Origin of the sequence: Kitasatospora sp. GAS204B, assembly GCF_029892155.1 — a bacterium.
Classification (GTDB): Bacteria; Actinomycetota; Actinomycetes; order Streptomycetales; family Streptomycetaceae; genus Kitasatospora.
This window is the reverse complement of the sequence record NZ_JARZAG010000022.1, coordinates 1-21,312: the sequence shown is the minus strand read 5'-3', so window position 1 is coordinate 21,312 and position 21,312 is coordinate 1. Positions and strand designations below refer to the sequence as shown.

The window sequence follows — 21,312 nt, the reverse complement described above, 5'->3', positions numbered from 1 at the left end:
CCTCGTGAACCTCTGCCTCGTGAACTCCGCCTCGTGAAAGGGCAACACCTCCGCATGTCCTCGTCGCCCTCAACGGCGCAGGCGCCCAGAGCGTCTGAGCGCTCCCGAGCCAAGCTCCCGTCCCTGACCGGGTTGCGGTTCATCGCCGCCGCACTGGTCTTCTTCTTCCACGCCACCTTCAGCAACCCGCCCATGAACCCGTACGCCGACCCGAGTTGGCAGGAAGGCTTCCGCTGGCTGTTCAGCAAGGCCGGTTGGATGGGCGTCTCGTTCTTCTTCGTGCTGAGCGGATTCGTCCTGACCTGGTCGGCCCGGCCCCAGGACACGGCCACCGGGTTCTGGCGCCGCCGACTGCTGAAGGTCTTCCCCAACCACATCGCCATGTGGGCCCTGGCCATGGTGCTGTTCGCCGGCGCCATGACCCCGGTCTCCGCCTGGCTGCCGAACCTCTTCCTGCTCCACTCGTGGTTCCCGCAGCACGCGACCTTCATCAGCGTGAACCCGCCGAGCTGGTCGCTCTGCAGCGAGTTGCTCTTCTACCTGCTCTTCCCGTTCCTGATCCGTCCGATCATGCGGATCAGGGAGGGCGCGCTGTGGGTCTGGGCGGGGGCGATGGTCGCCGGCATGCTGGCCGTGCAGCTGTTCACCGACTTCCTCGCGCCGAGCAGCCCGCCGACCCCCGAGGGTTTCGGCATCTCGCTGTGGCAGTTCTGGTTCGGGTACAACTTCCCGCCGGTGCGGATGTTCGAGTTCGTGCTCGGCATGATCCTGGCCCGGCTGGTGCTGGCGGGTAGGTTCCCCCGGGTCAGGATCCTGCCGGCGGCGCTGCTGTGCGTGGTCGGCTACGCGGTGGCCATGGTGGTGCCGTTCCTGTACGGGCTCAATCTGGCGACCATCGTTCCCATAGCGCTGCTGATCTGCGCGGTGGCCAGGGCCGATGTCGACAGCCGCCCGACCGTGCTGCGTGGACGCACGATGCAGTGGCTCGGGACGGTCTCCTTCGGCTTCTACCTCGCCCAGTACGTGGTCATGTACTTCGGCCGGACCACCCTGATGGACCGCCGGCTCTTCGGCCCGGTCCTCGGCACCCTGGTGCTGCTCGGCTTCTTCTTCGCCACCCTGCTGGTCGGCTGGCTGCTCCTGGTCTGCGTCGAGCGTCCCGTGATGCGGCGTTGGGCCAGGTCGAGCACCGATCCGGTCGCCGTACCGGAGCAGGGGCACGAGGAACGACAGCCCTCCCCGGCCCTGCGCTGACGGCGCCCCAGACCCCCGCATTCCCCCACGTTTCCCGCGATTCACCTCAGGAATTGGAGGCCCCCGTGCCCACGATCGACGTCCATGGCACCCCCGTCCACTACACCGCGCAGGGCAGCGGCCCCGGCCTGCTCTTCGTGCACGGCACGGCCGCCGACGGCGAGACCAACTTCGGCCACCTGCGCGAGCACTTCACCGATCGCTACACCGTCATCACCCCCGACTTCTCGGGCAGCGGCCGGACGCCGCTGCACGCCGACGAGTTGAGCGTGGACGAGCTGGTCGCGCAGGTGATCGGCGCGGCCCGCGCGGTGACCGACCAGCCGTTCGACATCGTCGGCTTCTCGCTCGGCGCGGTCGTCGCGGCGGCCGCCGCCGCCCGGCACCCCGAGCTGGTCCGCCGCTTGATCGTCATCAACGGCTGGGCCCGCAACGACGACCCGCGCCAGCAGTTGGCGGTCGACCTGTGGCGGCGGCTGCCGGACATCAACGCGGAGGCGTTCTCCGCCTACAGCGCGCTGTTGATCTTCTCGCCGCCCTTCCTCGCCGGCTTCGGCAGCGAGGGCGTCAAGGCCACCGTCGCCGGGATCACGGCGGAGGTGGGCACCCTGCGCCAGATCGAGCTCGACCACCGGGTCGACATCCGCGACCGCCTGGCGTCCATCACCGCCCGCACCCTGGTCATCGGCTCCAGCCGGGACTTCCTGATCCCCGTGGAGCACTCGCGGGAGATCCACCAGGCCGTCAAGGGCAGCGAGTACGCCGAACTGGAGAGCGGCCACATGGTCGTCTTCGAGAAGACGGCCGAACTGGTCGAGTTGCTCGTCGAGTTCCTCGACCGCGACTGACCGACCGGCCCCGCTCAGACCGGCGGGGGCGGCACCAGTCCGCCCCCGCCGCCGTCCTCCCTACCCGCTTCCTCCCTGCTCGCCTTCTTCCTTACCTGCCTTCCTCCCTACCCGCTTCCTCCTTACCTGCCTTCCTCCCTACCCGACCTCCCGCATGCCTCCGGAGGCACACCTTGTCCACCACCGCGGAACCCGCCGCGATACCCGGGGAGCGCGCCGGTCAGGCGTCCCGGACGCCCCGGGCGGTGCACGGCCGGCTCCCGTCCCTCACCGGGCTGCGCTTCATCGCCGCCCTACTCGTGTTCGGGTACCACTCCTCGCTCGCCCTGCCGGCCCTCAACCCGTTCGCCTCGCACCACGTCGCCGACGGCTACCGGCGGCTGTTCAGCAACGCCGGCTGGGCCGGTGTGTCCTTCTTCTTCATCCTCAGCGGATTCGTCCTGACCTGGTCGGCGCGGCCTGGTGACCGGCCCCAGCACTTCTGGCGCCGCAGATTCTTCAAGATCTACCCGAACCACCTGGTCACCTGGGCGCTGGCCCTGGTCCTGCTCACCGGCGCCGCCACCCAGTGGTGGCAGGCGGTGCCGAACCTGCTCCTGGTGCACGCCTGGGTCCCGGTGTTCTCGGTCTTCCTCGGCGTCAACCCGCCGAGCTGGTCGCTCGCCTGTGAGCTCTTCTTCTACCTCTGCTTCCCGCTGTTCCTGCACTGGATCAAGCGGATCCCGCGGGAGAACCTGTGGCGCTGGGCCATCGGCACGGCTGCCGCGGTGATCGCCGTACCCACGCTCGCGTACCTGCTGCTCCCCGGTAACCCGCCGATGCCCGAGGGCTCCCCGGCCTCCGTCTGGCAGTACTGGAGCGTGTACATGCTCCCTCCGGTGCGCGCCCTGGACTTCGTGCTCGGCATGCTGATGGCGCGCATCGTCCTCACCGGCGTCAGGTTCGGCGTGAAGCCGCTGCCCGCCGCGGTCGCCTGCGTCGCGGCCTACGCGCTGTCGCTGTACATCCCGTGGCTGTACGCCCTTGACGCGGTCTTCGTCATCCCGATGGCGCTGCTGATCCCGGCGATCGCGATCACCGACGTCTCCGACCGGCCGTCACCGCTGCGCAGCCGGCCCATGGTCTGGCTCGGCGAAGTCTCCTTCGCCTTCTACATGGTCCATCTGATCCTGTTGAACGTGGTACGCAAGCTGCTCGGGCCGCACCGCTACTTCTCAACCGCCACCGGTATCGGCGTGTTGCTGCTCGAGGCCCTCGCCACGCTCGGCGTGGCCTGGCTGATCTACGTGGCGGTGGAGCGCCCGGCGACGAAGCGCTGGGGACGATCCCGGAAGGTGACCGCATGAAAGCCGTGACCATCGATCGCTACGGACCGCCCGAGGTCCTCACCGTCACCGAGCGGGACCGACCCCGGCCGGGCCCGGGCGAACTCCTGCTCCGGGTGGCCGCGGTGGCGGTGAACCCCGTGGACCTGGCGGTGCGCCGGGGCGACATCCCCTCCCCGGTGCTGCCCGCCGTCGTCGGCTGGGACGTCTCCGGCACCGTCGTCGAGACGGGCCCCGGCGTCAGTCGCTTCCAGCTGGGCGACCGCGTCGTCGCCGCGCACTCCCCGCTGGCCACCGGCATCGGCGTGTCCGCCGCATACGTCGCGCTCGACGAGACACTCGCGGCACCCGCGCCCGCCAGTGTCCCGCTGGAGCACGCGGCGGCCCTGCCGCTGGCCGCGCTCACCGCCGAGCAGGCACTGTCGCAGCTGGGCCCCGACTTCTCCGGCCGCCTCCTGGTGGCCGGCGCGGCAGGCGCGGTCGGCGGATTCCTCGTCCAACTGGCAGCCCTGCGCGGCCGGCGGCCAGCCGGCCTCGCCCGCGCGAGCGACGCACCGACCGTGGCCACGCTCGGCGCCGCCGAGGTCTTCTCGAGCCCGGGCACCCTGCCCACCGGCGCCTTCGACGCCGTCATCGACGCGGCGGGCCTCCCGGCAACGATCGCGGCGGTACGCGACGGCGGACGCTACCTGTCGCTGACCCCCTTCGCCGTGCCGGAGCCCGAGCGGTCCATCGCCGTGGAGATCTACGGCGTACGGACCGACGGCACCATGCTCGACACACTGGCCCGCCACGTGGACCAGGGGCACCTGACGCTGCGCATAGCCCACGTCCTGCCGTTCGAGGACGCGCCGCTCGCACACGCCCTCCTGGAGGGGGGTGGTACGCGGGGCAAGATCCTGCTGACCCCGGGGGACTGACTCCACGAGCGGCGTGGTCGGTTGCTGGCCGAGTACGGCTTGGCGCTGTGGGTTGATCCGGCGCCGACCAAGGCGAGAAACACGCCGGTCGAGTCGCGCGCCCAGTTCGGTCCGGCGGCGCCCAGGGAGGACGCGCTGGCAGCCATCGCGTACGCGGAAAGCCTGAGCTGAGTGGACGTGGGGTGACAGATCGAGATCGGCCCGCAGGCCAGGAGGGTGCGGTGTTGGCAGCGGCGGCCACTGACACGGTGTCGTAGGGCTGCGCGGTCGGGTGCCGTACCGGGCTTCATCGATGTGGGGGTTCATTACGGAGACCGAGTTGAACCATACCTACATGCCAGCGCTGCAGGGTGTGGTGACGCTGCCGTAGCACAGTTTCGAGTCCCCGGCAGGAGCCACAGAACATGGCTGGTCGTTCGGGGCGGTTGGTGGTGCGGCAAGTGGTCACGCCGCGGCAGTAGCACCGGCTCGTAGGCGCGGACGTCGTCGTGGTTCAGCGGCGTCTCTGTGGTGCGGCTGACCCCCGCTCGCGCGGGGCGGACCGGCTGTTGAAGTTGGTGCCCAAGGCCGTCGCCGGCTGACCCTCGCTCGCGCGGGGCGGACGGCGCGGTGCCGGTGCACGACCTGGGCGAGATCGGCTGACCCCCGCTCGTGCGGGGTGGACACCCGGTAGGGCATCACCGGCGTGCCGACCGGCGGCCGACCCCCGCTCGCGCAGGGCGGACAGCACCGGGACCAGGCCGCACGCTGGCCCGACCGGCTGACCCCCGCTCGCGCGGGGCGGACGAGGGCCCAAGCACCGCCGACGATCACGGCCCCGGCTGACCCCCGCTGGCGCGGGGCGGACCGCCCGGAGGAGGCCATCGGTGACGAGGACTACGGCTGACCCCCGCTCGCGCGGGGCGGACAGCACCGCGTCGAGCCGCTGCCAGGACAGATCCGGCTGACCCCCGCTCGCGCGGGGCGGACACCGGTGGCGCTGAGCGTATCGTTGCGATACGCGGCTGACCCCCGCTCACGCGGGGCGGACTGCACCTCCTGCCGGGACGGCTGCGACGCCTACGGCTGACCCCCGCTCGCGCGGGGCGGACCCCAGCCCCACCGCACCGCCGACCTGCAAGTTCGGCTGACCCCTGCTCGCGCGGGGCGGACCCGACCGAACGCGGCGGTCACCGCTTCGACGGCGGCTGACCCCCGCTCGCGCGCGGCGGACTCGGCACCGCACAGGAGCTCCGGCACCGCCGACGGCTGACCCCCGCTCGCGCGGGGCGGACGCGGCATCAAGGTTTTCCGTCGGTACGGAGACCGGCTGACCCCCGCTCGCGCGGGGCGGACCCGGCGTACCGCTGCTGGCGCTCGCTCCAGTGCGGCTGACCTCCGCTCGCGCGGGGCGGACTGCTCGACCAGCTCACCGAGGCACTCAAGCCGCGGCTGACCCCCGCTCGCGCGGGGCGGACCCGACCTGCCAGTTCCAGGTGCGGTTGATGACCGGCTGACCCCCGCTCGCGCGGGGCGGACGTTACGGAGGGTGCCTACTGGCCGAACCTGACCGGCTGACCCCCGCTCGCGCGGGGCGGACAAGTTCGAGGACGTGATGATCCCCTACTCCGACGGCTGACCCCCGCTCGCGCGGGGCGGACTTCGCCGCAAGGTTCAACGCGGCACTGCTGCACGGCTGACCCCCGCTCGCGCGGGGCGGACTGCGACCGGGCCGGTAGTGGCCGCCGGGGTGGCGGCTGACCCCCGCTCGCGCGGGGCGGACTCCGCCCCGCCGGTCGCAGAGACGATCAAGTCCGGCTGACCCCCGCTCGCGCGGGGCGGACCCCTACCGCTGCGAGCTCCAGCAGCGGCACGTCGGCTGACCCCCGCTCGCGCGGGGCGGACCCAGCCGCTGCGCCTCGGAATCCTTTCGATTTCGGCTGACCCCCGCTCGCGCGGGGCGGACCCAGCCGCTGCGCCTCGGAATCCTTTCGATTTCGGCTGACCCCCGCTCGCGCGGGGCGGACCTCGTCACCGCCCTCGCCGCGATCACTCTCTGCGGCTGACCCCCGCTCGCGCGGGGCGGACGCCGGAGTCACCCTTCTACTGGGCGAAGACGGCGGCTGACCCCCGCTCGCGCGGGGCGGACTCGGACCCGCAGTCGAGAGCGCACAGGCAGCGCGGCTGACCCCCGCTCGCGCGGGGCGGACCCAAGGGACCGCGCTGGTATGCCACCCCGACGCGGCTGACCCCCGCTCGCGCGGGGCGGACACCTGCTCCTGCAGCTCGGCGACGCGGATCGGCGGCTGACCCCCGCTCGCGCGGGGCGGACTCGACCGCCGGGGCCGGAGGCTCGGAGACGGTCGGCTGACCCCCGCTCGCGCGGGGCGGACCGCATCGCGGTGGTGGTCACCTCCGTCTGCGACGGCTGACCCCCGCTCGCGCGGGGCGGACCCGAGGCAGCCAACCGCGACGCGGACCACGTGGCGGCTGACCCCCGCTCGCGCGGGGCGGACCCGGGGTGGGCCGATGACGGGCGCCCGGGCCGCGGCTGACCCCCGCTCGCGCGGGGCGGACACTTCCTGACCTGCAACGCTAGACAGGCTTTGCCATTTCTTGACGATTCGCCACACGTCCACAGAGGACCGACGGCCAAGCTGTTTGGCTGCTGCCGCTGCTGTGCCGCAGTGGTCGGTCTGTCATGACGCAGATAGTAGAGGTGTAGAGCGATCGGTTGGGACCTCTCGGTTCCGGGGTTGGACTTGTCAGTGGCACCTGGTACCCCTTCGGTCATGACTGAGAACAGTGAGTCGGTCGCCGCGAGTGACGGCTTATGGCTGGATGCGCGCTTGTGGGGCAAGAGCGCCGAGCTGCCGCGGCCGTATCCGGTGGTCTGCCACCTGCTCGACACCGTGGCCGTGGCGGGAGCCCTGTGGGACCAGATGGTGAGCCCGCGTTCGCGGGCGCGGATCGCCGCGGAGTTGGGCTTGTCCGTGGCCGAGGGCCGTCAGATGGTGTGTTTCTGGGCTGGGTTGCACGACATCGGGAAGATCTCGCCGCCGTTCCAGGCGTTGGACAAGGCCGCGTTCGCGGGCGTAGCGGGCGACCCCCGCTACGGAGAAGGCGCCGGGCGGGCGGTCGCCGGACCGGCCCTGCGCCACGAGACGGTGACGCACTGGGCGCTCGCGGAGTTCTTCGCGCAGTGCGGCTACCCGACGAGCAGGCTCGTCGACCTGTCCGCCAGTCATCAGATCGCCCAGCTGCTGGGCGGGCACCACGGCTGCTTCGGGGAGCCGCTTCGGAAGAAGGAGTTGGCGAATCCGACGGCCTATCAGCCGGGTTTGGGGGAGCACGGGTGGCGTGAGCAGCGGACGGCTCATGCGGTCGCGGTGCGTCGGCTGACGGGTGCGGTCGCGGTGCCGCAGGGGGCGTTGTCGGGGCCGACGGCGGCTGTCGTCACGGGGCTGGTGGTCGTGGCGGACTGGTTGGCCAGTCAGGTCGAGGTGATCACTGAACGGCTGCCGGAGCCGGGGTGGCGAGGGGACAGCGGGCAGCTCGACGCGCACTACGGTGCGGCGGTCGCGTCGGCGCCGGTGTTGGTGCGGCAAGCGGGACTTGGCCGCGCCGAGTTCGTGGAGCGGTCGTTCGAGGAGCGGTTCCCGTTCCCGCCGAACGGGCTGCAGGCCGACATCGCCGCCCACCTGCCCGAGCTGGTGTCGGGCGCGGGGCTGCTGCTGGTCACCGCGCCGACCGGGGACGGCAAGACCGAAGCCGCGCTGCACGCCGCCTCCGTGATGGCCCGGGCCTCGGGCGCGAGCGGGCTGTACTTCGCGTTGCCGACGATGGCCACGGCCGACGCGATGTTCGAGCGGGTACGGAGGTTCGCCGAGGGCAATGTCACCGGCGAGCGCGCGTTGACGCTGCTGCACAGCATGGCGTGGCTCAGCCCGCAGTACGCCGAGCCCGACGAGGCGGAGCAGGGATCGCCGGTGCTGTCGGACGAGCGGACGGGGGTCGAGGCGGGGCGGTGGCTGCGCACGGGCCGGCGCGGCCTGCTGGCGCCGCTGAGCAACGGCACCATCGACCAGGCGCTGACGGCGGTCCTGCCGGTGCGGTACAACGTGCTGCGCCTGCTGGGCCTGTCGGACAAGGTGTTCGTGGTGGACGAGGCGCACGCGTACGGGCCGTGGATGCACAGCCTGCTGGTGCGGCTGCTGGAGTGGCTGGGTGCGTTGCGGGCGCCGGTCGTCCTGTTGTCGGCGACGCTGACCGGCAGGGCGGCCTCCTCGCTGGTGGAGGCTTACCGGCGCGGGGCGGGTTTCGCGAATGCGGCGACGATCGCGCCGTGCTACCCGGGCTGGTTGTATGTCGATGCCGGCACGGGCGAGGTCTGCGAGCCCCGGGCGGTGAAGAGCAACCGGGAGCGCTGTCTCCAGGTGGAGACCCGCCAGGTGCACTGGGACGTGCGCGAGGACCCGGCCGTGCAGCCGCAGTCGGGCTCGCGCCGCGAGGCGCTGCGTGAACTGCTGGCGCCGGTCACCGAGCAGGGCGGCTGCGTGCTGGTCTGCTGCACCACCGTGGACGAGGCCCAACGCACCTACCGCGACCTGCGCCACGCCCTGCCGGAACTGGCCTCGCGCGAGGGCGGGTTGCGGTTGCTCCACTCGCGCTACCCGGCTCATGAGCGCCAGCGGATCTCGCAGGAGTGCGAGGCCGCCTTCGGCAAGCCGGTCGACGAGAACGCGGCCTCCCAGGCTCGTGTCGGCTCGATTCTGGTGGCGACACAGATCGTGGAGCAGTCCCTGGACCTGGACTTCGACCTGGTCGTCAGCGACCTCGCCCCACTGGCCCAGCTCCTGCAGCGCGCCGGGCGCGGCAAGCGCCACAACCGCGCCAACCGGCCCGCCTGGACGGGTGAGCCGCGCACACCGCGCATGGTCGTCCTGGAGCCGCTCGACAAGGACGGCGCGGTCGCCGCGCCGAGGAGCTGGGGCGCGGTCTACGACGGCGCCCTCCTGCACCGCACCAGCGTGCTGCTGAACAAGCCCGAGTACCGCAGCATCGAGGTCCCGGGCGACGTGCAGGACCTGGTCGACGCCGTCTACGCCGACGACTTCTCCACCCACCTCGCGGACGCCGCCGAGCGCGACCGGCTGGCACGCATGGACGCAGAGCGTCTCGCTGCCGCCGCAGCGGAAGGCCAGTTGGCGAAGATGGCGGCGATCCCGGCGCCCCAGGACGTCGCCGGCGATCTGTCGGCGCTGAGCACGAGCGACCCGGGGATCACCGAGGAACTGCTGACGACCCGTCTGGGCGCCGACACCGGACGTGCGGTGTGCGTCTACGTCCAGGCGGACGGCTCCCGCACCCTGGACGCGGCCGGCACGACACCGCTGCCGGCCGCGTCCGGCCGCGCACCGGCGCGCCGGGATGTCGCGCTGGTGATGCGTCACACGGTCCCGCTGCCCGGGCGGTGGCTCCTGGGACGCACCGCCGAGCACGACGTCCCGTCCTCCTGGGACAAGCGCCCGCTGCTCGCGGAACTCGTGCTGCTGCCGATGCGCCGAGGTGCGGACGGGCGGTGGACGTGCCGGCTCGGCGCCCGGGAGATCGAGATCTCCGAACTCGGGATTTCCGCGAACTGAACATCTACAAGCCACACTTGTGTGTAGCGTTGGAGACGTGGGGGGGGGGGGGGGGGGCGCGCCCCCCCCCCCCCCCCCCCCCCCCGGCCCCCCCCCCCCCCCCCCCCCCCCCGGCGGGGCCCCCCCCCCCCCCCCCCCCCCCGCGGCCCCCCCCCCCCCCCCCCCCCCCCCCCCCCCGGCGGGGGCCGGCCCCGGCGGCGCCCCCCCCGCGCGCCCCCAACCCCGCTCCTCGGCCCCCCCCCACACACACCACCCCCCCGCACGGTGTAGGGGGGGGGGGGCGCCCCGCCCCCCGCCCCCCCCCCCCCCCCCCACGCCAACCCCGCTCGCGCGGGGAACCGGGCCGCCGCCCATCGTGCGGTATCTACAACCCACACGGCTGACCCCCGCTCGGTGCGGGGAACCCGTTGCAGCCTACCCAGCCGTACCCAGCCCAGCCCTCGACCGGAGGCAGGATGCCGCCCGACGCACCCACCTACAACCTGTTCGACGAACCCTGGATCCCCGTGCGCTGGACCACCAGCACCCAGGCCCCCAGGCCCGAGGCCGTGGGGCTGCGCGAACTCCTGCTCCGCAGCCACGAGATCAGCCACATCGCCATCGCACTGCCGCCCGCCCTCTCCGCCCTCTACCGGATCCTGTACGCGGTCACCGCGCGCGTCACCGCGCTGGACGAAGCCGCCTCCGGCCTTGCGGACTGGCGAACCCGACGCGTTCAACTCCTCGACAGGGAACGGCTGGACGCCGGCGCGGTCGACAACTTCGCCCAGGACCACCACGGGCGCTTCGACCTCTTCGATCCGCAGCACCCGTTCCTGCAGGACCCGCGCCTGGCGCACCAGTGCGACCCCGAGAACACCGCCGGCGTCAACAAGCTGATCACCACCCGGCCCTCGGGCAACAACCACGCCTGGTTCCGCCACGTCTCCGACACCGCCCCCGACCTGCCCACCACCGACCAGGCGGTTCTGCACCTGCTGGTCTGGCTCTACTACGGCCCCTCGGGGCGCTGCTCCAGTCGCACGGTCGGAGCGGAGAAGATCGCGAACTCGCTGGCCGGGCCGCTGCGCAGCACGCTCTCCTACCACCCCGAGGGTGCATCGCTCTTCGAGAGTCTGCTCGCCGGGCTGCCCGCGCCTGAGAGCACCGTGCGCCGCGGCAACGACCTGTGCCCGTGGGAACGGGACGAGCTGCCCGACCCGACCGGAGCCCTACCGGAGTTGACCGGTCCCTGCACCGGACTGACGGCCCGCTCGCAGCATGCCCTCCTCCTGGTCCCGGACGCCACCGGACGGCACGTCAAGGACGCGTTCATCACCTGGGCCTACCGGGAAAAGATCTCCCGCACGGGCGACCCGTACCTGATCTGGCAGACCAGCAAGGAGGGCAACTCCTACCCGCGGCCGGCCGACTCCGGCCGCGCGCTGTGGCGCGACCTGGACGCGCTGCTGCTGAAGAAGCCCAGCGGAACGGCCCAGCCGCAGCGCCCCACGGTGTTCTCCACCGCGTTCGACATTTCGGACGACCTGCGGGTCCGCGCTCTCGGCTTCGAGCAGGACGGGCAGGCCAAGGACGTCCAGTTCGTCGACGCCTCGACCCCACCCGTCCTGGGCCTGAGCGAGGACCGCAACCCGCGCCTGGCCCCGCAGATCGGCAACTTGCGGATCGTCGGCGAAACGTACGGGGCACGGTTGAACCGGGCCGTGAAGAAGGCCTGGGCCCTCTACACCGACGCACCCAAGATCGAGGACTGCACCTGGTCCCTGGACGCCGGCGCCCGCTACTGGCCGGCGGCCGAGGCGGAGTTCTGGCACCGCCTGGAGAACCAGGACTTCGCCACCGCGGCCGCAGCCTTCCGGCAGCTCGCCGAACAGGTCTACGACACCGTCACCCGCAAGGCCCTGGGGACTCTGCGTGGCGCCAAGGCGTGCTCGCAGGCCCGCGGCGAACTGTACGGCGGCGCGGTCAAGGCCGCCGCCAAGACCCCTGCCAAGGCCGGCACCACCCGCCGGAGCAGCACCACGGAGGACACGTGAGCGACACCGCCACCGACCCGACCACCCCGGCCGAGAGCAGCAGCCCGCCCCTCACCGCCGACCGAGCCGGCTCGCCGCTGGGCCATGCCAGGGCCTTCGTCGGCTGGATCGACCAGCGGTGCCACGCCGACCCGGGAGTGCGCAGCGCCCTTCGCCGCGGCGTGGGCCGGCCGCTGGATGACGTTCCCTTCATGCACAGGTACGTCGTGAACTGGCTGACCGCCGACCACCTGCGCAGCCCGGACATCCAGCGCGCCTACTACACCGTCGCGTCCCTGATCGCCAACCAGCGCCGCGACCAGTACGCCGCCGCGAAGCAGAAACCGCCCGTCGGCGAGGCCGACACCCCGAGCAACGAGCAGGAGAGCAGCACCGCCACGCCGCAGCGCCGTTACGGCACCAGCCTGGGCACCGCCTTCGCCGCCGCCGTCGACAAGGGCACCGACGGCATCCGCGAGAGCTCGGCCGAGACCCGCCTCAACTTGCTGACCCGCCAGAGCGTCAACGGGCTGCACCGCCACCTGCCCGGCGCCGTGCGCCAGTTGCGGGACAAGAACGTCGAGGTCGACTGGGCGCAGCTGCTGGTGGACCTGACCCGCTGGCACCGCCACAGCGGCAGCATCAAGCGCCGCTGGCTGCAGGACTACTACCGCGCCCGCAACGCCGCCGAAAACGAGCACGCCCGCCGGCAGGACGACGCGAACCCGCCCGCCCCGCCCGCCCCGGCCGCCGAAGACACCGCCGAGAACTGACCGACCACCCCAGCCCGCAAGCCTTCCGTCACAGGAAAAGAGCCAACGATGCCCACCGAAAACACCAACGCCACCGCCCCGGCCCGGTTCATCGACATCCACGTCGTGCAGAGCGTGCCGTTCGCCAACCTGAACCGCGACGACAACAACTCCGTCAAGACCGTCCGCTACGGCGACACCGACCGCACCCGGGTCAGCAGCCAGTCCTGGAAGCGCGCCGTGCGCCAGTACTTCCAGCAGACCATCGGCGAGAACGCGCTGCGCACCCGACGCATCGGCGCCCGCGTCACGCACCTGCTGGAGACCGAACGGGCCTGGCCCGCCGACCTCGCCCGCCGCGCCGGACAGCACGCCGCCGCCGGCAGCAGCATCAAGTTCGAACTCGGCAAGGACGACCCGGTGGTGCTGACCAACGCCATGGTCTACGTCCCCGAAACCGCCGTCGCCGAACTCGCCGACCTCGCCCAGGAGTTCCGCACCACCCTGGAGAGCGCGAAGGACATCAAGAAGCCCGCCGACAAGAGCGTCCTGCCCAAGGACCGCATCGACGCGATCCTGCGCACCCGCAACGGAGTCATCAACCTCTTCGGCCGCATGCTCGCCGAGGTCGACGACGCCGGCGTCGACGGCGCCGTCCAGGTCGCCCACGCCCTGACCACCCACGGCACCGACGTCGAACTCGACTACTTCTCCGCCGTCGACGACGTCACCTCCACCTGGGGCGACACCACCGGCAGCGCCCACATGGGCCACACCGAATACAGCGCCGGCGTCTTCTACCGCTACGCCACCATCGACCTGGCCGACCTGCTCGCCAACCTCGGCGACGACCACCAGGCCGCACGCGAACTCGCCGAGGCCTTCATCGAGGCGTTCATCCTCTCCCTGCCGCAGGCCAAGAAGACCGCCACCGCCCCCCACACCATCCCCGACCTCGTCCACGTCGCCGTCCGCTCGGACCGCCCGCTCTCCTACGCCGCCGCCTTCGAAAAGCCCGTACGATCCCACGACGAGGGCGGCTACGCCACTGCCTCCCGCACCGCGCTCAACACCTACGCCACCGCCGCCAACAAGCTGCTCGGCCACCGCGGCGTCGTCACGTCCGGCTGGGCCAGCCTCGAGGACAAGGACCTGACCGGCCTCGGCTCGCGCGTCGACTCCTTCCCCGCACTCATCGACCTCGCCGTCAACGCCGCCCTCACCACTCGGGCCGACGCGTGAGCACCAGCCCCGAGCCCACCACGACCGACCCGGCCGCACCCGGACTGCTCCTGCACCTGGCCGGCCCCCTGCAATCCTGGGGCGAGCGAAGCCAGTTCAACCAACGCGACACCGCCCCCTTCCCCACCCGGTCCGGCATCATCGGCCTGCTCGCCTGCACCCTCGGCCGCCACCGCGACGAGCCGATCGACGACCTCGCCCGCCTGTCACTGACCGTGCGCGCCGACCGCCCCGGCGTCCTGCTGCGCGACCTGCACACCGTCGGCGGCGGCCTGCGCGGCCGCGACACCGTCACCACCGCCGACGGCAAGAAGCGCAGCGGCGCCACCGCCACCCTGCTCTCGCACCGCTACTACCTGGCCGACGCCGCCTTCACCGCAGCCGTCACCGGCACCGACACCGACCTGCTCGACCGGTGCGCGGTCGCACTCCGCGAACCCAAGTGGCCGCCCTACCTCGGACGCCGCTCCTGCCCACCCGAAGGCCCACTGCTCATCGACCTGCTCGAACAGCCCCTGCAACACCTGGTCCAACTGCCGCTCGCCGCCCGTACGCGCAACGGCGAGGCCGGATCGGTGCGGGTCGTTTTCCACGGCGACCAGCCGCTCGACCGCCTACCCGCTGCCCGCCACGCCGCCGACCGCACGGATGCTGACGGCACGTCACCGGCCGGACAGGTCAACGACGACCCCCTCGGCTTCCACCCCCGCACCCGCGCCTACCGGGCCCGCACCCGCTACCAGCGCACCCTCACCCTGCCCGCCAGCCAGTGCGCAGGCCTCGGCAGCGCCTACCTCACCGCGGTCGCCACCTACCTCGACCAGCACACCCGCCACCTGGAAAGGGGCCACGCGTGAACCTGTGGCTCACCCGCATCCTGCCCGACCAGCGCCACCGCGACGCCCGCAAGGACCTGACCGCAGCGGTCGACCTGCACCACCGCCTGATGGCCCTGTTCCCCGACCACATCGGCGACCAGGCCCGACAGCACCTCGGCGTCCTCTTCCGCGTCGAAGACGCACCCGCCGGCACCCAGATCCTCCTGCAGAGCACCCAACCACCCGACCTCACCCGCCTCCCCACCGGCTACGGAACCGCCGCCACCAAACCCCTCACCCCCCTGCTCGACGCCCTGCGCACGGACCTCACCGTCCGCTACCGCATCGCCGCCAACGCCATCCGCAAGCCCGGCCGCACCACCCGCGAGCTCTACAACCTCGGCCCCGTCATCCCCCTCAACGGCGCCGCCGCCGAGGAATGGTGGATGCGTCAAGCCGAGGCCTCCGGACTCAAGGTCATCACCGTGCAGTCCACCCCACTGGACGCGGCCCGCGGCACCCGCCGCCAGGACCACAACCGCATCAAACATGCCCGCACCCAGTTCGAAGGCACCGCCCTGATCACCGACCCCGACCAACTCCGCACCCGCCTCACCGACGGCATCGGCAAGGGCAAGGCCTACGGCTGCGGCCTGCTCAGCATCGCACCCACCAGGCAGCCGTGATGGCCGGCTCCACCCGCCCCTTCGCGACGGCGGGCCGCCGCAAGCTCGCCGCCCCCACCGTGGCCATGTTGCCGCGGATCGCCGACTCGCTCTCCTTCCTGTACCTCGACATCGTCCGCATCGTCCAGGACGACACCGGCGTCTGCGCCGAAGTCACGAGCCCCCAACACGGCACCGAGCTCGTCTACTTACCCACCGCCGCACTCAGTTGCGTCCTGCTCGGACCCGGAACCTCCATCACCTCCCGAGCCCTGACCACCTTCGCCCGCCACGGCACCACCGTCGTCGTCACGGGCTCCGGGGGAGTGCGCTGCTACGCCGGAATCGTCCCCGACTCACTCAGCACCACCTGGCTCGAACGCCAAGCCCGAGCCTGGGCCGACGACCACCAGCGCCTCGCCGTCGCCACCGCCATGTACGAACAGCGGTTCGGCGCCGGCGAGGTCCCAGCCAGTACCACCATCGCCCAACTGCGCGGTATGGAAGGCCAACGGGTCAAAGCCCACTACCGCCTCCTGGCCAAGCAATACCGCATCGGCCGCTTCCGACGCGCGTACGACCCCGACTCCTGGGACACCCAGGACCCGGTCAACCTGGCCCTCTCCGCAGCCAACACCTGCCTCTACGGCATCGTCCACGCAGCCATCGTGGCCCTGGGCTGCTCACCTGCCCTCGGATTCGTCCACAGCGGCAACCAGCAGGCCTTCGTCTACGACATCGCCGACCTCTACAAAGCCGAACTGACCATCCCCCTCGCCTTCGCCCTGCACAACTCACCCCACCCGGAACAGGAAGCCCGCCGCAGCTTCCGCGACGGCCTGCGCCTCTTCCAACTCCTGCCCCGCATCGTCACAGACATCCAGCGGCTCCTCGCCCCCGAGGCCGACATCGCCGCACCCGACCCGGCCGAACAGCTCATCGACCTCTGGGACCCGATCTCCGGAATCATTCCCGGCGGCGTCAACTACGCAGGCGAGTCGACGCCGTGACCGTCCGCACCCACCTCCGTCTCGAGGAGGATCCGCCGTGGCATCGATGATCGCCCTGTCGGTCACCGCAGTCCCCGACCACGTCCGAGGCGCCCTCACCCGCTGGCTCCTCGAAGTCACGCCCTACCTCTACGTGGGGACCGTCTCCGCCAAGGTCCGCGACGAACTGTGGTCCGCAGTCAGCGACTGTGCAGGGGCCGGGGTTGCTGTCCTCGTCTACCCGGCGGCGAACGAGCAAGGGTTCGAGCTCAAGACGGCTGGCGAGCAGCGCAGGCATCCCAGGGACTTCGATGGCCTGACCCCTCCTGGCATTCAGGCAGACCGACGCAACGGCGAGCCAAGAAACGGCAAAGCCATAGAAACGTCGCAGGTCGGGAAGTGTCCGCCCCGCGCGAGCGGGGGTCAGCCGCCGTCCGCCTGGCCGGTGAGGGCGCCGCTCAGGTCCGCCCCGCGCGAGCGGGGGTCAGCCGTCGCCGTGCACCGAGTCGTCCGTCTGGTACTCGTCCGCCCCGCGCGAGCGGGGGTCAGCCGTGGATCAAGCTCTGCATGGCGGTGCAGCCGGTGTCCGCCCCGCGCGAGCGGGGGTCAGCCGGTCCAGACAACACCGCGAGAGAGGCCAAAACAGTCCGCCCCGCGCGAGCGGGGGTCAGCCGGGGAGAAGGACGTCGAGTCGGCCGAGGCCGCCGTCCGCCCCGCGCGAGCGGGGGTCAGCCATTGGTCCCACAAGGGTTCCAAGAGGCATGAGGGGACCGCAGGCACGAACCCTCCAGGTGATCATTGAGCGTCGAGAACTCCGTGATCACTTAGGCTCGTGCCTGCCGTGTATTCGGGGCCCGCCTGGGCGGCCCGCCCCACCATCTGCCGGCCGGTCTTAGTCCGTGTTGGTCAGCGCGACACTTTCCGCGCCCTTGCCGGGCACGTTGAAGCATGTGTGGTCAGGCTTGTCGCCGGTGTAGTCGTAGACGGCGGTCAAGCACGATGCGAGTGCCTGCTGGCCGTAGTAGTTGGGGTGTACGGACTCGTCCTTGTCGCCCTGCGCGAAGGGGCCGGAGGCATCGAGGAACCGGGCCCACTCGGCCTTGTTGCCCGGCAGCGGGTTACCGTGCCAGTTGGACAGGCCGGCCTGCTGCGCGTCCTTGGCGCAGACCTCGTGCCTGTCGAGCAGGTTGGCGACGTCCAGGTACTGCAGGCGTTTCGTGTGGGCGATGGGTTTGAGTGTGTTCGCGATCGTCGGCACCATGGTGCCGCGCACCCAGTCCGCGTCCGAGTTGTAGACCGGGCAGCCGCCGATCTGGTAGCGGTCGAGGTTGGTCTCCGGGTAGCGGATGTTGCGTCCGTAGGGCACGGGCGACGGGTAGGACTGGAGCACGAACGTGTAGGAACCGTCGCTGTAGCCTCCCGCCCGCATCACGGAGCGCACCTTGTCGACGGCGTCTTCCACGCCGTGCACAGCCCGCTGGAGGCCGCTGCGGAACGCAGGCTCCTGCGACTGCCGGCACGGGCCTTTGCCGAAGAGGAATGCCTTCACGCAGGATTCGATGATGGTGCGGAAGCCGATGTCGTTGCCGCCGATGTTCAGCACGATCAGCTTCACCTTGTAGTGCGGCAGCAGTGCGGCGAGCTGGTCGGCCTGTGGCATCTCGCCCTTGAGCGGCTTGTCGATGATGTTGTTCGTCTCGGCACCCGAACAGGCAAGGTTGATCTTCCGGTATAGCGGGATGTCGACGCTCTGGATCTCCGAGGAGTACGAGCGCAGACAGCCGCTGGCCCGGTTGTAGGACGTGCCGTACACCAGCCGCGGGTCATATTGACACGGTGCTTCGAAGCCGGCCTGGCAGGCGTAGACGGCCCGGTCGGTGCCGAACACGTCCGTGTAGGAGCCCAGGCGCAGAGCGTTGCCCTGCCAGCGGCCGGCGACGCCGGAGATGAAGCTGTCGCCCAGCGCGACTGCCGCGGTCAGTTCCTGCGGCCGGCCGGTGGCCACCGCGATCGGTCCTTTGGCCACGTCGGTTGTGCTGACGGTGTTGTCCTCGGTTTTGATGACCGAGGTCTTCGTGCTGCCGTTGTCGGGCACGTAGACCTTCGCGCCGTCCGGGCTGACTGCGACTCCGACCGGGTGATAGCCCACGCGGACGGTCGTCACCTTGTTGATGGAGTCGACCTTGTTGGTGCCGGTGTTCAGCACGGTCACGTCGTCCGAGTCCACGTTGGACACGTACGTGCGGGTGCCGTCCGGTGTGACTGCGATGCCTGATGGGCCGTGACCAGCCGGGACGGTTGCGATGACGAGGCCGCTGCCGACGTCGACGACCGACACGTTGTCGGAGCCGTTGTTGGCCACGAGGACCTTGCTGCCGTCGGGAGTGATCGCCAGGCCGGTCGGGCGCTTGCCCACCGTGATGTTGCCCAGTCTGGTGTTCGTGGCGGTGCTGATCACGCTCACCGCGTTGGAGTCGTTGTCGGCGACATAGACGCGCGAGCCGTCCGGGGTGACCGTGATCCCCACGGGGCTGCGGGCGACGTTGACGGTCGCGATCACGCGATGCTGCGCGGTGTCGAGGACCGAGACAGTGTTGGACCCGGAGTTGGCCACGTAGGCGCGGGTGCCGTCCGCGCCGAAGGCCACGGCGGAGGGCCGGTCGCCCACCTTGATGGTGGTGACCTGACGCTTGTGGTTGGTGTCGAGGACCGACACGCTGTTGGACCGGCCGTTGGTGACGTAGGCCTCGTCGCCGTTCGGCGAGATCGCGACCGCCGATGGGGCGCGGCCGACCGGGATGGTCGCGGTTGCACCGGTCGACACGCTGATGGTGGTGACGGTGTCGGACAGGTTGTTGACGACGTAGGCGAAGCCCGTGGATTCCGCCGCGTTGGCCGCCACGTCTGGCATCGCGAGCCCTGCGGCCGTGATCATCACGCCCAAGGCCGAAGAGAATGTCTGAGACCGCAAACGCGTGCGCACCGCGCCTCCAATGAGAGTTCAATGCCGTGGAGCAGGTAGAGAGCCCGAAGGGGAACGAAATCGCTGTGGTGATTCCACCGGTTTCATCGGAACCGCACCGTCTCGCACTTGTTGATCCGAAACCCAAGGGCTTCCGTCTGCTGGGCCGCTGACCTGCGGTGGCGTGCCGTCAGGCCGGAACCTGAAGGTTTCGGATCAAAGGCGCAACCACACATATCGCGGTTCAAGTCCTCGACCGCGGGGATCTGGACGGCCGCCCGGTGGCAGACGAGGACCGCGCTCAGCGGACGGCCTGGGCCTGGACTGTCCATGTGGTGTGGAACGTCATCCCTTGGCACCGGATGTCCGTGTCGTCCTTCAACTTCACCGCGTGAGCCAGCACGAATGGCAGGTTGGCCTGGCTGAGGTCAAGCGTGGGCAGGGTTCCCACGCCGATGGTGGACAGTTCGATCTGATCGTGGCAGTACGGCATGTCGCCGGCGTTCGCAACGGTGTCGACAACGACGTCGCCGGCACCGATGGAGGTCAGTTGGGCCCTTACGTTGCTGTTCGGGTTGGTGAAAGTGAGGGTGACGTCCGCGGTTTCGCCGGGCAGCAGCTTGCCGGTTGCCCCGCCGGTTACCGTGATGGGGGCGAAGGACTCGGCGGAGCCTGCCACGGCGTCCGAGGTGCTCTGCTGGATGAATGCGGCGAAGGCGAATCCGCCGGTGCCGAGGACTGTGCCGGCGATGGTGATGCCGAGCGCGGTGCGGATTTTCGTGTTGAGGCGCATGGTGTTCCTTTACATCGGATGGAGCCTCGCGGAAGGCCAGAGGGGTGTTCGGCGGTCCGTATCCCGGGCAAGGAGCGCTGTGCGGCTCCTCCTCGCCGAATCCTGCGAGGACGCACCCGCTGACACACCTCCAAGGTGTGGCAGTTGGCGGACCGGCAGCCATTCCCGATGCACAGTTGAAGAGACGACCGGGACGCCCTCATGACGGCGCCCGGGCCGGCCAGGGCGCGCCTCGCTGCGTGCGACTTTCCAGCTTGGTGTCAGCGAGTGGGGGCCAGTGACGCCACGTCATCCGGACCAGGTGGGCTGCTCTGTCTCGGCTGTTCTTGGCCTGTTGCGGTCTCCTTCGTGGTGCTTCTTACGGAAGCTCGACGCGGATACGGGGGCCTTGGGCCTAGGCGAGGTCACCACGGGCTCTCGGAGTCCTTGGACGAGGCGACCGAGTTCAACGGCGACAAGAAAGGGTCTTCTCCGGTGGCTGTGGCAGTAGTGGATGCGATCCCGTCCGCACCGCCAGGCAGAGGGCGTAGGCGCAGTCGGCTCAAGGAAACCCTCGTCCTGATGCCCGGATTGGCGTTGCTGGCGACGGCCGTTGTGGTCCCGAGCCCCGCGCACGCCGCGGAAGCCCCTGTGGCGCTCGGGACGGACACCAGTTACGCGGTCCTGGCGGTTCAACGGTTACCAATACCGGTCCCAGCGTCATCAACGGCGACCTGGGCTCAGCCCCGGAACTTCGGTGACGGACTTTCCGCTGGGAACCGTTCACGGAGTGCAGCACGTAGCCGATGCTCCCGCCGCTCAGGCACAGGCCGACCTGACCACCGCCTACCACGACGCGGCCGGCCGGACACCCACCACCAACCTGACCTCTCCGGGCAATATCGGCGGAATGGCGCTGGCCCCTGGCGTCTGCAGGGCTTCGTCCTCGACTGAACCTCACCGCCACCGTCACCCTTGATGCCCAGGGGGACCCGGTGTCCGGCCGGTATTCCCCCAGGATTGAACGCTAACCTCGATCTTTCGTGACGGTCCGTCGGTGCGTTCGACGGGCCATTTCGACTTGTCCGGGTAGTGGTGGGCAGGCCGAGGGCCCGGCTGTCGCGTC

General features: G+C 70.9%; 14 protein-coding genes, 1 pseudogene and 2 CRISPR repeat arrays. Of the genes and pseudogenes, 13 read left to right on the top strand and 2 right to left on the bottom strand.

The features are described from left to right. Nucleotides 1-54: 54 nt before the first annotated feature. The 13 genes and pseudogenes from P3T41_RS26365 (at nt 55) to cas2e (ending at nt 16,832) form a co-directional block, all read left to right on the top strand. On the top strand, nt 55-1,254 hold the full coding sequence (locus P3T41_RS26365) for an acyltransferase (RefSeq protein ID WP_280692988.1): 1,200 nt from the start codon (nt 55-57) through the stop codon (nt 1,252-1,254). A 65-nt stretch (nt 1,255-1,319) separates the two neighbouring features. Further along, nucleotides 1,320-2,102, top strand: a complete 783-nt coding sequence (locus P3T41_RS26360; RefSeq protein ID WP_280692986.1) for an alpha/beta hydrolase — start codon at nt 1,320-1,322, stop codon at nt 2,100-2,102. Nucleotides 2,103-2,275: 173 nt separating this feature from the next. Beyond that, on the top strand, nt 2,276-3,448 hold the full coding sequence (locus tag P3T41_RS26355; RefSeq protein ID WP_280692985.1) for an acyltransferase: 1,173 nt from the start codon (nt 2,276-2,278) through the stop codon (nt 3,446-3,448). Further along, nucleotides 3,445-4,347: an NADP-dependent oxidoreductase gene (locus P3T41_RS26350; protein ID WP_280692983.1), complete on the top strand. Its 903-nt coding sequence runs from the start codon at nt 3,445-3,447 to the stop codon at nt 4,345-4,347. The genes P3T41_RS26355 and P3T41_RS26350 overlap by 4 nt, the downstream gene beginning before the upstream one ends. A gap of 21 nt (nt 4,348-4,368) precedes the next feature. Next, complete coding sequence (locus P3T41_RS26345; RefSeq protein WP_280692981.1) at nt 4,369-4,518, top strand: hypothetical protein; 150 nt, start codon at nt 4,369-4,371, stop codon at nt 4,516-4,518. 342 nt (nt 4,519-4,860) lie between these two features. After that, nucleotides 4,861-6,903: direct repeats of the CRISPR family, unit length 29 nt; unit sequence CGGCTGACCCCCGCTCGCGCGGGGCGGAC. Between the two features lie 215 nt (nt 6,904-7,118). After that, nucleotides 7,119-9,971: a CRISPR-associated helicase Cas3' gene (gene cas3, locus P3T41_RS26340; protein ID WP_280692978.1), complete on the top strand. Its 2,853-nt coding sequence runs from the start codon at nt 7,119-7,121 to the stop codon at nt 9,969-9,971. 455 nt (nt 9,972-10,426) lie between these two features. Continuing rightward, nucleotides 10,427-12,007, top strand: coding sequence for a type I-E CRISPR-associated protein Cse1/CasA (gene casA / locus P3T41_RS26335; protein ID WP_280692977.1), 1,581 nt, complete (start codon nt 10,427-10,429; stop codon nt 12,005-12,007). Then, nucleotides 12,004-12,759 (top strand): type I-E CRISPR-associated protein Cse2/CasB, encoded by a 756-nt coding sequence (casB, locus tag P3T41_RS26330; protein ID WP_280692975.1) that lies wholly within the window; start codon nt 12,004-12,006, stop codon nt 12,757-12,759. Before casA ends, casB begins: the two co-directional genes overlap by 4 nt. A 48-nt stretch (nt 12,760-12,807) precedes the next feature. Next, entirely contained in the window at nt 12,808-13,980 is a 1,173-nt protein-coding gene (cas7e, locus tag P3T41_RS26325; RefSeq protein ID WP_280692973.1) for a type I-E CRISPR-associated protein Cas7/Cse4/CasC, read from the top strand. Continuing rightward, the gene (cas5e, locus tag P3T41_RS26320) at nt 13,977-14,837 is read left to right on the top strand and encodes a type I-E CRISPR-associated protein Cas5/CasD (protein ID WP_280692971.1); all 861 of its coding nucleotides are present in this window, start codon (nt 13,977-13,979) and stop codon (nt 14,835-14,837) included. Before cas7e ends, cas5e begins: the two co-directional genes overlap by 4 nt. After that, nucleotides 14,834-15,484, top strand: a complete 651-nt coding sequence (cas6e, locus tag P3T41_RS26315) for a type I-E CRISPR-associated protein Cas6/Cse3/CasE (protein ID WP_280692969.1) — start codon at nt 14,834-14,836, stop codon at nt 15,482-15,484. Before cas5e ends, cas6e begins: the two co-directional genes overlap by 4 nt. 65 nt (nt 15,485-15,549) lie before the next feature. Next, nucleotides 15,550-16,473: a type I-E CRISPR-associated endonuclease Cas1e gene (gene cas1e, locus P3T41_RS26310; RefSeq protein WP_348533698.1), complete on the top strand. Its 924-nt coding sequence runs from the start codon at nt 15,550-15,552 to the stop codon at nt 16,471-16,473. A gap of 37 nt (nt 16,474-16,510) precedes the next feature. Then, nucleotides 16,511-16,832, top strand: a pseudogene (gene cas2e / locus P3T41_RS26305) (type I-E CRISPR-associated endoribonuclease Cas2e). A 21-nt stretch (nt 16,833-16,853) separates the two neighbouring features. Continuing rightward, nucleotides 16,854-17,187: a CRISPR direct-repeat array (repeat unit 28 nt; unit sequence GTCCGCCCCGCGCGAGCGGGGGTCAGCC). A gap of 157 nt (nt 17,188-17,344) precedes the next feature. On the opposite strand, the gene P3T41_RS26300 reads toward cas2e, so the two are convergent. Both P3T41_RS26300 and P3T41_RS26295 read right to left on the bottom strand, forming a co-directional pair. After that, nucleotides 17,345-19,435, bottom strand: coding sequence for a beta-propeller fold lactonase family protein (locus P3T41_RS26300; protein WP_280692966.1), 2,091 nt, complete (start codon nt 19,433-19,435; stop codon nt 17,345-17,347). A 280-nt stretch (nt 19,436-19,715) separates the two neighbouring features. Further along, nucleotides 19,716-20,207: a hypothetical protein gene (locus P3T41_RS26295; protein WP_280692964.1), complete on the bottom strand. Its 492-nt coding sequence runs from the start codon at nt 20,205-20,207 to the stop codon at nt 19,716-19,718. Nucleotides 20,208-21,312: the final 1,105 nt, after the last annotated feature.

What these genes read in the sequence shown, in the direction of transcription:
- P3T41_RS26365 (WP_280692988.1), top strand. Translation starts at nt 55, where the DNA reads ATGTCCTCGTCGCCCTCAACGGCGCAGGCGCCCAGAGCGTCTGAGCGC.
- P3T41_RS26350 (WP_280692983.1), top strand. Translation starts at nt 3,445, where the DNA reads ATGAAAGCCGTGACCATCGATCGCTACGGACCGCCCGAGGTCCTCACC.
- cas3 (WP_280692978.1), top strand. Translation starts at nt 7,119, where the DNA reads ATGACTGAGAACAGTGAGTCGGTCGCCGCGAGTGACGGCTTATGGCTG.
- casA (WP_280692977.1), top strand. Translation starts at nt 10,427, where the DNA reads ATGCCGCCCGACGCACCCACCTACAACCTGTTCGACGAACCCTGGATC.
- cas7e (WP_280692973.1), top strand. Translation starts at nt 12,808, where the DNA reads ATGCCCACCGAAAACACCAACGCCACCGCCCCGGCCCGGTTCATCGAC.
- cas1e (WP_348533698.1), top strand. Translation starts at nt 15,550, where the DNA reads ATGTTGCCGCGGATCGCCGACTCGCTCTCCTTCCTGTACCTCGACATC.
- P3T41_RS26295 (WP_280692964.1), bottom strand. Translation starts at nt 20,207, where the DNA reads ATGCGCCTCAACACGAAAATCCGCACCGCGCTCGGCATCACCATCGCC.